Raw genomic sequence first — 11911 nt, 5'->3', positions numbered from 1 at the left:
TTTCAAATGGCCACCACCCCAAATCCAGCCCAGGTTCCCGTCAATGCCGAAGGCGCTGCCGTCAAGCTCGCGACGCCGGCGAAAAAAGCCGTCAATCCAAAAGACGGCGCCCGCAAGCAGTATGACGAAGACGAACTGATCAAAGGCACTGATGCCAGCGCGACCATGCCGCCTGAAAATGTCGTGGAAGTCACGGGAAGCGCCGAGAACGGCAGTGCCGCCGCCCTGGGCACGGCGGCCGCAGTGGCTGCGGCAGCAGCCTTGGCAGCCGGTGGCAGTGGCGCGGCCGCAGGCCAGGCTGGCAACGGCGGCGCCGATTCCGGCACGCCACCAAGCGATAACAACGGTGGTGCCGCTGGCGCGGGTGCTGGCGCCGCCGGCATCCCCAGCGGCAGCGTCGTCGATGTCGCAGGGGCATCGGCCGGTGCGGGTGCGGGTGCCGGCGCCACAGGCGGGCTGGGCGGACTTGGCGTGCTGGGCGCGCTCGGCGGCCTTGGGCTGGTTGCGGCAGCAGCCGGCGGTGGCGGAGGAGGCGGCGCCGCAGCTGGCGGTGGCGGTACGGGTGGCACGGGGACAGGAGGCGCCGGCACGGGGGGGACGGGCACCGGTGGCACGGGAACTGGCGGCACCGGCACGGGCGGTACGGGCACGGGTGGTACGGGCACCGGTGGTACCGGCACGGGCGGTACAGGCACGGGCGGCACGGGAACTGGCGGCACTGGCGGTACAGGCACTGGTGGTACGGGCGGCACCGGCGGTACGGGTGGCTCGACCGGCGGCCAGGGTGGCACGGGGAATCAATCCACCACCACCGTCGTCACCGATGCGGCCGTGCTGGCCGCCGCCGCAGCTGTCGCCGCCGCCAACAACGCCCTGGCCGATGACGCCAGCGCCGCTGCGGCAGCAGCCACGGCAGCAGCTTCACTGGCAGCGGCGAATGCGGCCATCCTGGCCGACCAACTGGCGGCACAGGCCGCCGCTGCAGCGGCGGCAGCCTTGCTCGCTGCCAATAGCGCCACCAGCGACGATGCACTGGCGGTCAGCACGGCGGCGGTCGTCCCCGGCGCGCAAGCGGCCGCTGGCGCCGCCACGAATGACGACAACGCGGCCGCCGCCGCTGCCGCTGCCGCTGCCATCTCCCAGGCCGCCGTCACGTCGGCGCAAAATGCCGATGCGGCTGCCGTCACGGCCGCCGCCAACGCCGCCGCCGCGCACGCCGCGGCCGATGCGGCGCAAACGCAAGCGGACCAGAGCAACGCTCCGGCATTGCAAGCCATCGCCGATGCGGCTGATGTCGTCGCCAATGCAGCCAACACCCAGGCGGCGCTGACCGATGCGGCAGTGCTGGCCGCCATCTCGGCCAATGATGCCGCCGCTGCCGCCGCCGCCACGGCCTTGGCCAATGCCACGGACGCCGCCGCGCTGGATCTGGCGGCCACCGCTGCCGCCAATGCCGCCGTCGCGGCCGGCATCCAGGCCAGCCTGACCGATGCTGCCGCCCTGACACTCATCTCCGATGCGGATGCCGCCGCAGCAGCAGCTGCCGCCAGCGTGGCCGCAGCCACCGATGCCGCCGCCCTGGCCGCCGCCTCGAACGCGGCCGCCACCGCGGCAGCGAATGCGGCAGCCGCCGCCAATGCCAGCGACGCCGCAGCACTCGGTATCGCCGCCACCGCTGCCGCCAATGCGGCCACTGCGGCGGGCACGCAAGCGGGCTTGACCGATGCCGTCGCCTTGAGCATGGCAGCGGACGCCGCTGCCGGCGTTGCCGCCTGGGACGCCTCGATCGCCAACGCTACTGACGCTGTCGCGCTGCAAGCCGCCGCCGCTGCCGCCGCCACGAACGCCGCCAATGCGCAGACGCAAGCGAACATGACGGACGCGCCCACCCTGGGCTTGATCGCCAATGCCGCCACCCTGGCATCGGACGCAGCACAACTCCAGGCCGGCCTGACGGATGCGGCGGCGCTGGCCCTGATTTCCGATGCCGACGCCGCCGCGGCGGCTGCCGCAGCATTGGCAGCCAATAGCGATGCGGCAGCGCTTGACGCCGCAGCAGCCCTTGCCGCCACCGTGGCGGCGAATGCCGTCGTCACGGCCAGCCTGAGCGACGCGGCGGCCCTGCAAATCACGGCCGATGCGGCAGCCAGTACGGCTGCCGGCGCCGCCGCGCAAGCGGCATTGACGGACGCGGCCGCCCTGCAAGCGATTTCCGACGCCGATGCCGCCACCGCGCTGGCAGCGCAAACGACGGCCAACCAGACGGATGCCGCCGCCCTCGCCGCTGCCGACGCGGCCGCCGCCAGCGATGCCGCCAATGCGCAGACAGTGGCCGACCAGACCGATGTCGTCGCCCTGCAGCAAGCGGCCGACCAGGCCGATGCCGATGCGGCCGCCGCCAATGCGCAAGCGTCCCTGCTGGACGTCAATGTTGCCCTGAATGCTTTCAATCTGGCCAACCTCGCCGCCCTGGCCGCCAACGTCACGGCCGGCCAGACCAGCGTCATCGACCTGACGGCCACCGTCAATTCCTTGCAGCTCGGTGCCGATAATGCCGATATCACTGCCGCCCTGTTCGATGCCACCATCCTGGCCGGCATCTCCAACGCCGATGCGCTGACGGCCACCGGCTTGCAAGCCATCGCCGCCGCGACCGATGCCGATGCGCTCATCGCCGCTGCGGCAGCTGCCGTCTCGGCGGCGGAAATAGCGGCAGGGATGGGCGGGATCGACATCACGGCCGTCAGCGCGGCTGCCGCAGCACAGGCCGCCGCCGCGACGGCCGCCGCCACGGCCCTGCTGACCGATGCCGGCACGCTGGGCATGGTCTCCACTGCCGACGCTGCCGCTGAACTTGCCGCCCAGACGGCTGTCGCCACCTTGACGGCCGCCAATACGCTGGCGCAAAACGCGCTGACCACGGCACAATTGCTTGCCAGCCAGACCGATGCCGTGGCCCTGGGCCTGCTCTCTTCCGCAGCCGACGCGGCCGCAGCCCTGGCCGTCACTACCGCAGGCCAGACGGACGCCGTCGCGCTGAGCCTCATCTCGAACGCCGATGCGCTGGTCGCCACCTCCGCCGCCAACCTGGCCGCGCTGACGGATGCCACGGCGCTGGGCTTGATCTCGACCGCCGATGCCAGCGTGGCCGCCACCCTGCAGGCAACGGCCAACCTGACGGACGCCGCCGGCCTGGGACTGCTCGCCACGGCCGCCGCTGCTGCCGCCAATACGGCGACGAATGTTGCCAACCTGACCGATGCGGTGGCCCTGGGCACGCTCTCGACAGCGGCCAGCACCGCCGCCAATACGGCTGCCGCCACCGCCGCGCTGACCGACGCCACGGCATTGGGCCTGGTCGCCACGGCCGACGCGGCTGCCGCTGCCGCCCTGCAAACGACGGCCAACCTGACCGACGCGGTGGCACTGGGCCTCGTCTCGACGGTCGCCAACACGGCCGCCAGCACCGCTGCCGCCGTTGCCAGCCTGACCGATGCCGTGGCACTGGGCACCGCCTCGACAGCCGCCACGGTCGCCGCCAATACGGCAGCGGCCACGGCCGCCCTGACCGACGCCGTGGCCCTGGGCTTGACGGCCACCGTCGATACGGCCGCCGCCACCGCCGCACAAACGACGGCCAACCTGACGGATGCCGTCGCCCTGGGCCTGGTCGCGACCGTCAATGCCACCGCCGCCACGGCCGCCGCCACCGTCGCCGGCCTCACCGATGCCGTCCTGCTGGGCACCGCCCACACGCTCGACGTCACAGCCGCCACCGTGGCAGCCACCAAGGCCGCCTTGACGGATGCCGCCGCCCTGACCACCGTCGCCAACAACGATGCCGCCAATGCCACCGCCCTGGCGGCCTATTCGACTGCCCATCCACTCGACCTGGCGGCAGCACTGGCAGCCACCCTCGCCGCCACCACGGCATCCTTGTCGCTCGCCGCCGCGCAATCGGCGCAGGCCGATGATGCAGCTGCCGCTTCGACAGCGGCCACAGCCGCAGCATCCCTGACCGCCCTGAATAATGCGCTGGCGGCAGACAATGCCGCCACTGTCGCCGCCACCCTGGCCCTGACGTCCCAGGCGGCAGCCACGGCGGCGGCGCTGGACGACACGCTGGCGGTCACCGCCGCCGGCGTGGCTGCCACCTCGCTGGCAGCGGCCCAGGCGGCGCAGGCCGCCGATACCGCCGCCGCCGCGACGGCAGCGACGGCGGCCAATGCCCTGGCCGCCCTGAATGCGGCCCTGCAAGCGGACGCGAATGCGGCCGCCACGGCCGCTGCCGCCGTAACGGCGAGCGCGGCCACTGCCGGCGCCATCGCCGCCGATCTGGCCGCTGCCACGGCCGCCACTGTCGCCAACGTTTCGCAAGCGGCCGCGCAAGCGGCGCAACTGGCCGACAATGCCGCCGCCAGCGCCGCCACCATCGCCGCCAACGCGCTCGCTTCGCTGAATGCGGCCCTGGCCGACGATGCGGCAGCCGCTGCGGCTGTGCTGAACTCCACCAACGCCACGGCCGCCGCCGTTGCCGCTACCGCCGCCGACACGGCCGCCGCCGCCGCCGCCGCCCTGGCCGCCATCTCGGCCGCCGCCACGCAGCATGCGCAAGCGGACGATATCGCCGCTGCCTCCGCCGCCCTCACGGCATCCATCTCGCTGGCAGCCACCCAGGCCGCGCAGGCCGCCGACCTGGCCGTCGGCACGACCGCGACGGCGGCAGCGAACGCGCTGGCCGCCCTGAACCAGGCCCTGAACGACGACAGCCTCGCCGCCACTGCAGTCACGGCGGCGGCCAACGCCCAGGCAGCCCTGAGTGCGGCCACGACCACACTCAACGCGGCAATATTGACGGCCAGCGCCTCGCTCGCCGCCACCAATGCCGCCCTGGCCGACGACGCCACCGCGGCCAGCACGGCGGCAGCGGCGGCAGCGGCCCAGCTCATCGCCGATGCCGCGCTGCTGGCCGATGCAGGGCTGGCCGCGCTCGCAACGGCAGCCAACAATGCACTGGCAGCGGCCAGCGCAGCGCTGGCCGCCGACGACGCCGCCGCCAATGCCGCGCACACGGCCGCCCTCTCGGCGGCCGCCACGCTGGCGGCGCAACTGGCCGACACGGCAGCCCTCAACGCGCATGCCGCGCTCAACGCGGCCATCGCCAACCTGAACGCAGCCGTGACGGCCGATACCTACGCCACGGACGCCGACAATGACAGGACGCTGAAACTGAACCTCCTCCTCGCCGCCCGGGGTGCGGCCGACGCCGCGGCCCAGGCCAATGCCAATGCGGCTGCGGCCCATGCGGCGCTGGCGGCGGCCCAGGCCGACGATATGGCGGCGGCCACCGCTGCCGCCAATGCAACTGCCGCGCATGCGGCGGCGGTCGCGGCGCAAAACGCCGATGCCGCCGCGGCAGCGGCAGCGGCGCAAGCGGCCATTTCCCTGGCGGCCACCCTCAACGCCCAGGCCGACGACGCCACCGCGGCGGCGGCAGCCACGGCCGCCGCCAATGCGCAACTGGCGCTGGACGCAGCCCTGGCCGCCGACGCCAACGTCGCCGCCACCGCCGCAGCGGCAGCGGCCGCCCAGCTGGCGGCGCAAAACGCGCATGACGCCGATGTGGCGGCAGCTGCAGCGGCCGTTGCAGCGGCCATCACCCTGGCAGCCACGCAAGCGGCGCAGGCAGACGACGCGGCCGCCGCGCTGGCAGCGGCCAACGCCGCCAACGCCCAGGCAGCGCACAACGCCGCCGTCGCCGACGACCAGGCCGCAGCAGACGCCGCAGCAGCAGCGGCGCTGGCGCAAACGGCTGCTACGGCAGCGGCAGCCGCCGATGCCGCCGCCAGCGCCAGCGCCGCCGCAGCGGCAGCCTCACTGCTCGCCGCCCAGGCGGCACAGGCCGACGACACGGCAGCCAATCAGGCAGCGGCGAATGCCGCCGCAGCGACCGCCGCGCACACGGCCGCCATCGCCGCAGATGCCCTGGCCGTCAGCACGGCGGCAACAGCGGCCAGCGCACTGGCAGCGGCCACCGCCGCACAGAACGACGACGATGCCGCCGCAGCGGCAGCGGCCACTGCCGCCATTTCGCTGGCGCTCACCCAGGCGGCACAGGCCGATGATGCGGCGGCAGCGGCGGCCACGCTCAATGCCAACAACGCGGCGGCGGCAGCGCTGGCCGCCCATGCCGCCGATGCGGCCGCGCCGCTGGCGCAGGCGCAGGCCGCCGCTTCCCTGCTGGCCCTGCAAGCGGCGCAAGCCGACGATGCCGTCGCCGCCAGCGCAGCGGCAGCAGCGGCGCAAGCGCATGCCAATGCCAACGCGGCGCAGGCGGACGACGCGGCGGCGGTCCAGGCCAATGCCGACGCGCAGGCTGCCGACGCCGCCCTGGCACAAGCGAACGCCCTCGCCGCGCAGACCGACGCCAGCGCCCTGGCCGTCGTGGCGAATGCGGACGCCATCAACGCCGCCGCCGCGCAAGCGCTAGCCGATCAGACCGATGCCGTGGCGCTGACACTGGCCGCCGATGCGGCGGCGGCGGCGGCGCTGGCAGCGGCGCAAACGGCCGCCCTGACGGACGCCACTGCCCTGCTCCTGGCCGCCGATGCCGCAGCGGCGGCCGCCCTGCAAGCGCAGGTGCAGGCTGACCTGACGGACGCGGGTTCGCTGACGGTGGCGGCGAATGCCGATGCCGCGGCAGCGGCGGCGGCCCAGGCCCTGGCCGACCTGACGGACGCGAGCCAGCTCTTCGTGCTGAGCCAGAATGCCCTGCACAACCCGCTGACGGTGGCCGACTTCAGCACCGGCCTGCCGGCCGCCGGCGGCGACGTGATCGACATGTCCGCCATCGCCGACCTGACGGCAGCGGTGGCCGTGGGCGTCAATCTGAGCACGGACTTTGGCAACGACAACCTGTTCATCTTCGACGGCACGTCCGTGTCGATCGGCGCGGCGGCCAGCGCCATCGCGGCCGACAGCAGCGTCTTGTCGGGCCAGGGCTACATCGTCATCGCCGATGCGCAAAACAGCGGCGCCGTGACGGTGTATCACTCGAGTGACCTGAGCAACGCCAACGCCATCGACACGGCACTGGTGCTGCTCAGCGGGGTGAACATCACGCAACTGACGGCGGCCAACTTCGTCGTCTGAGGCAGGGCACCCACGCCAGGCGCCGCGCCTGGCACGGCAGCGGGAGCGCAAAGCAGCGCGCTCCCGCCACACCTTGAAATGCGTCAGGCCTAGTGCCGGAAAAATACGGGATGAGATTACGCGGTTTCCCAGCATTGTCTTCACTGCCACGCATCGCGGCCTTGCTGGCGGCCGTGTCCATGGCATCGGTATCGTCTTTCGCCGGCGCCCAGGGCGCCACCGCCTGGAGCTTCGACCAGGTCTTGCAGCAAGCGCTGCAGAGCCATCCCGCCGTGCAGGGCAAGCGCTCGGCGCAGGCAGCAGCGCGGGCCGAACTCGATGGCGCGCAATGGCAGCGCTTTCCCAGCCTGTCGGCAGAAGTGCCCACCGGTTCGCAGGAAACGGGCGGCGTGGTGCGCATCGAGCAGCCGCTGTGGAGCGGCGGCCGCATCGACGCCGGCATCGATGCGGCCGGCAGCCGGGTCGATGCGGCCGGCGCCGCCATCGAGGAAGAACGCCTGGTCCTCTCCTTGCGCGTGATCGCCGCCTACACGGAAGCGCTGCGCCAGACGGCGCGCGTGCGCTCGGCGGAGGGAGGGCTGGCCGAGCACCAGCGCCTGCTGGACATGATCAAGCGCCGCGTGGTGCAGTCGGTCAGTTCGCAGACAGACCAGCGCCTGGCCGAATCGCGCGCCTATCAGGCGGCCAACGACGTATCGAATGCGCGCCAGGCGCAGGAAAACGCGCTGGCGCAACTATCGCAACTGGCCGGCAAGCCCGTGCGCCTGGTCAGCGCCACGGGCATCGGCGTGGGCGAACCGCTGCCCGACGCCAGCCTGGAACGGGTCATGCGCCAGGCAATCGCCTACTCCCCCACCCTGCAGCGCCTCGATTTCGAGGCGCAGGCGGCCGATTCCGAGATCACCCTGCAGCGCTCGGCCTACATGCCGAAGGTGGTGCTGCGCATGGAAAAGCCGACGGGCGGCATCAATGCCGACAATCGCACGCGCGCCATGCTGGTGCTGCAGGCGCAGCCGGGCGCCGGCCTGTCGGCCAAGGCTGGCGTGGATGCGGCCGTGGCCCGGCGCGAAGGCGCGCGCGCCGCGCACGACGTGGCTGAACGCGAAGTGCGCGAACGTTTCACGCTGGACTGGAACGAGGCCGAAGCGAGCCGCCAGCGCCTGGGCAACGCGGGCGAAGCCAGCACCACCTCGACGCAGGTATTCGAATCGTATGCGCGCCAGTACGTGATCGGCCGCAAGAGCTGGAACGACGTGCTCAACGCCGTGCGCGAAGCGACCCAGGCGCAGTTTTCACTGGAAGACACGCGCGCGCAGGCGATTGCCGCCAGCCTGCGCCTGGCAGCGCAAACGGGCACCCTGGCCGGGCGCACGGCGCCGGCGGGCCTGGCACGCCCGAATTGACCGAATTGACACCGGCATGATGCCAACAGGAGACAGCGTGGATACCTCCATCAAACATGGCTTGCTGACACTCATCGAGCGCGCCGCCCGCCTGACGGGCCAGCACGTGGCCAGAGCGCGCCTGGCCGATTTGCAGCGCCAGCTCGATGACGCCGACGACAGCGGCGCCCCCGCAGTGTTCCTGACTACCCTCTGGCAGGCGGCCGGGCTGGAAGGCGCGGCGCGTCCGCTGCACGAGCCGACGCCGGGCGAGCTGCCGTTCGCCGTCTACAGCGCCAGCACGGGCTGGGGCCTGCTGCAGTCGCGCGGCGCCGATGGCGCCTGGCGCGGCGAAGGCATCGATGGGCGCGCCTTGCAGCTGGCGACACTGGCCGGCCTGACTTGCGTGGGCCTGCCGCGCCGCAGCGAAAAAAGCGGCGCCCGTCCCGGCGCCCTGGGCCTGGTGCGCAATGCCCTGTGGCTGAAGAAAAGCGTGTTTGTCGACGCCGTGCTGGCCACCGCGCTGGTCACCCTGCTGACCATGGCCACCTCGCTGTTTTCCATGCAGGTGTACGACCGCGTGATCCCGAACCAGAGCTTCAGCACCCTGTGGGTGCTGGTGGTGGGCGTGGCCCTGTCAATCGGCCTGGAATTCATCCTCAAGCAGGTGCGCAGCCGCATCGTCGACCACTCGTGCAATGACGTCGACCATGCATTGTCCGAGTGGTTTTTCCAGCGCATGCTGGGCATCCGCATGGAGGCACGCCCCGCTTCCGTCGGCACCCTGGCGGCGCAAGTGAAAGGCTTTGAAATGGTGCGCGGCGTGCTCACGTCCACGTCCCTGTTCGTGCTGACGGACGTGCCCTTCGCCGTGATTTTTCTCGCCATGATCACCATCATCGGCGGTTGGCTGGTCGTCGTGCCGCTGGTGGCCCTGCCGCTGGCCCTCGTGTGCGGCCTGATGTTCCAGCGCGCCATCGACAATCACACGCGCAAGAACCTCAACGCCAGCAACCGCAAGGCCGGCTTGCTGGTGGAAGCCGTCGATGGCGTCGAAACGCTCAAGGGCAGCAGCGCCGAATGGATGATGCAGGCGCGCTGGGCCGAACTGGTGGCCGAGAGCAGCCACGCGGAGCAGAATATCCGCGACTATGCGGCCCTGTCGCAAAACATCACGGCCGCCTTCCAGCAGCTGACCAACGTGGCGCTGATCTCCATGGGCGCGTGGTTCGTGGCGGAAAACCAGATGACCATGGGTGCCCTGATGGCCTGCACCATCATCAGCAACCGCGCGCTGATGCCCATCGTGCAGCTGCCCGCCGTGATGGTGCAGTGGGCGCATGCGCGCGCCTCGATCGACGGCCTGGAGCAAGTCATCAGCCTGCCCAACGAAGCGGACAACGCGCAATTCGCGCTGACGCCGCGCAGCCTCGATACGGGACTGCGCTTCGAACGCATCCGCTTTACGTATGGCGGCGCGCAAAAGGTGGCGCTGGAAGTGGAAAATCTCGCCATCCGCCCCGGCGAGCGCGTCGGCCTGGTGGGCGCCATCGGTTCGGGCAAGAGCACCCTGCTGAAACTGGCCTCGGGCCTGTACCAGCCGGCCGAAGGCAAGGTATATCTGGGCGACGTCGACATGGCCCTGCTGGCGCCGGCCGTGGTGCGCGAAATGATCGGCTACCTGCCGCAGGAAACGCGCCTGTTCAGCGGCACCCTGCGCGACAACCTGTTATTGGGGCTGGCCGACCCGGGCGAGGAAGCCATCCTCGCGGCGGCCAAACGCACAGGGTTGATCGAGCTGATACTGGGCCAGCCACGGGGGCTGGCGCTGGGCATTACCGAAGGCGGGCGCGGCGTGTCGGGCGGCCAGCGCCAGTTGATCGCCGTCACGCGCCTGCTGCTGGCCAAGCCGCGCATCTGGCTGCTCGATGAACCGACGGGCGCCATGGATGCGAAGACGGAAGCGCGCATCGTCGGGCTATTGGGCGAACTGGCGGCCGAAGGCGTGAGCATAGTCGCCACGACGCACAAGAACGCCCTGCTGCCCCTGCTCGACCGCCTGGTGGTGCTGCAGACGGGCCGCGTGCTGCTCGACGGCCCGCGCGATGCCGTGCTGGCCAAACTGTCGGGCAAGCCGCAGGCGGTGCCCACGCCGGTAGCCGCAGCTGCGCCAGTGGCGCAAGGGGCCGTGGCATGAAGCTCGCCAGGGTCGAAGCGAAAGAGGAAGCGAAACGGGGCCGGCTGCTGATCTGGAGCTGCACGCTAGCGCTGGCGGGTGTCATCGCCTGGGCTTCGTGGGCGGAGCTGGACCAGGTCACGCGCGCCAACGGCCAGGTGATCGCCAGTTCGCGCAACCAGATCATCCAGGTAGCCGATGGCGGCGTGCTGGCCGAGCTGCGCGTGCATGAAGGCAGCGTGGTGAAAAAGGGCGAATTGCTGGCGCGCTTCGACCGCACACGGGCCGAGACAAGCTACCTGGAAAGCACGGCCAAGGCGGCCGGGCTGAAGGCGGCGGTGGCGCGCCTGCAGGCGGAAGTGTTTGGCGGCGCGCCGAAGTTCCCCGCCGAATTGCAGGCGTTCCCCGAGTTTCGCGCCAACCAGCTGGCCCTGTTCAGCAAGCGCCAAGGCGCCGTGCAAGCGGAAGTGAGTTCGCTGGACAGCGCCATGAAGCTGATCAAGGAAGAGCTGGAAATGAATCTGCCGCTGCTGGAAACGGGCGATGTCAGCCGCGCCGAGGTGCTGAAACTGCGGCGCCAGGTGGTCGACATCCAGGCGCAGATCACCAACCGGCGCAACAAATACCTGCAAGACAGCCAGACGGACCTGGTGAAAGCCCAGGAAGACCTGGCCGGCGTGCTGCAGACGGTGACGCAGCGCAAGGAGCAGCTGGGCTCGACGGACATTTACGCGCCAACCGACGGCATCGTGCGCAATGTGCGCCTCACCACCCTGGGCGGCGTGGCCAAGCCGGGCGAGGAAATCCTGCAAATCGTGCCCACCGACGACGACCTGATCATCGAGGCGAAAGTCAAGCCGGCCGACATCGCCTTCATCAAGCCCGGCCTGCCCACGGCAGTGAAACTGGACGCCTACGACTACGGCATCTACGGGCGCCTGCGCGGCACCGTCAGCTACATCAGCGCGGACACTTTAAGTGAAGACAACAAGGGCAACGAGCAGCCGTACTACCGCGTGCAAATCAAGACCAGCGGGCGCAAGCTGATGGGCAAGAATGGCGAGCCGATCTTGATCCAGCCCGGCATGACGGCCACCGTGGAAATCAACACGGGACGCAAAACTGTCTTGCGCTATCTGACGAAACCGATCAGCAAGACGCTCTCGGAGTCGATGGGGGAGCGCTGACGCAGCGGGCTGTT

4 protein-coding genes are annotated in these 11911 nt (G+C 71.0%); all 4 read left to right on the top strand.

Translation table 11 applies throughout. From position 1 onward, the window contains the following. Window positions 1–6: 6 nt before the first annotated feature. Window positions 7–7152, top strand: a complete 7146-nt coding sequence (locus tag ACQ4WS_RS07025; RefSeq protein ID WP_436474877.1) for a hypothetical protein — start codon at window positions 7–9, stop codon at window positions 7150–7152. Between the two features lie 134 nt (window positions 7153–7286). Beyond that, window positions 7287–8555 (top strand): TolC family protein, encoded by a 1269-nt coding sequence (locus ACQ4WS_RS07020; RefSeq protein WP_436474875.1) that lies wholly within the window; start codon window positions 7287–7289, stop codon window positions 8553–8555. Window positions 8556–8592: 37 nt separating this feature from the next. Then, window positions 8593–10731: an ATP-binding cassette domain-containing protein gene (locus ACQ4WS_RS07015; protein ID WP_436474873.1), complete on the top strand. Its 2139-nt coding sequence runs from the start codon at window positions 8593–8595 to the stop codon at window positions 10729–10731. Continuing rightward, the gene (locus ACQ4WS_RS07010; protein ID WP_436474871.1) at window positions 10728–11897 is read left to right on the top strand and encodes an HlyD family type I secretion periplasmic adaptor subunit; all 1170 of its coding nucleotides are present in this window, start codon (window positions 10728–10730) and stop codon (window positions 11895–11897) included. Before ACQ4WS_RS07015 ends, ACQ4WS_RS07010 begins: the two co-directional genes overlap by 4 nt. Window positions 11898–11911 lie beyond the last annotated feature (14 nt).

Origin of the sequence: Janthinobacterium leeuwenhoeki (genome assembly GCF_051380795.1) — a bacterium.
GTDB lineage: Bacteria > Pseudomonadota > Gammaproteobacteria > Burkholderiales > Burkholderiaceae_D > Janthinobacterium.
The sequence above is the reverse complement of the archived record's forward strand: the minus strand, read 5'-3'. Positions and strand labels throughout refer to the sequence as shown.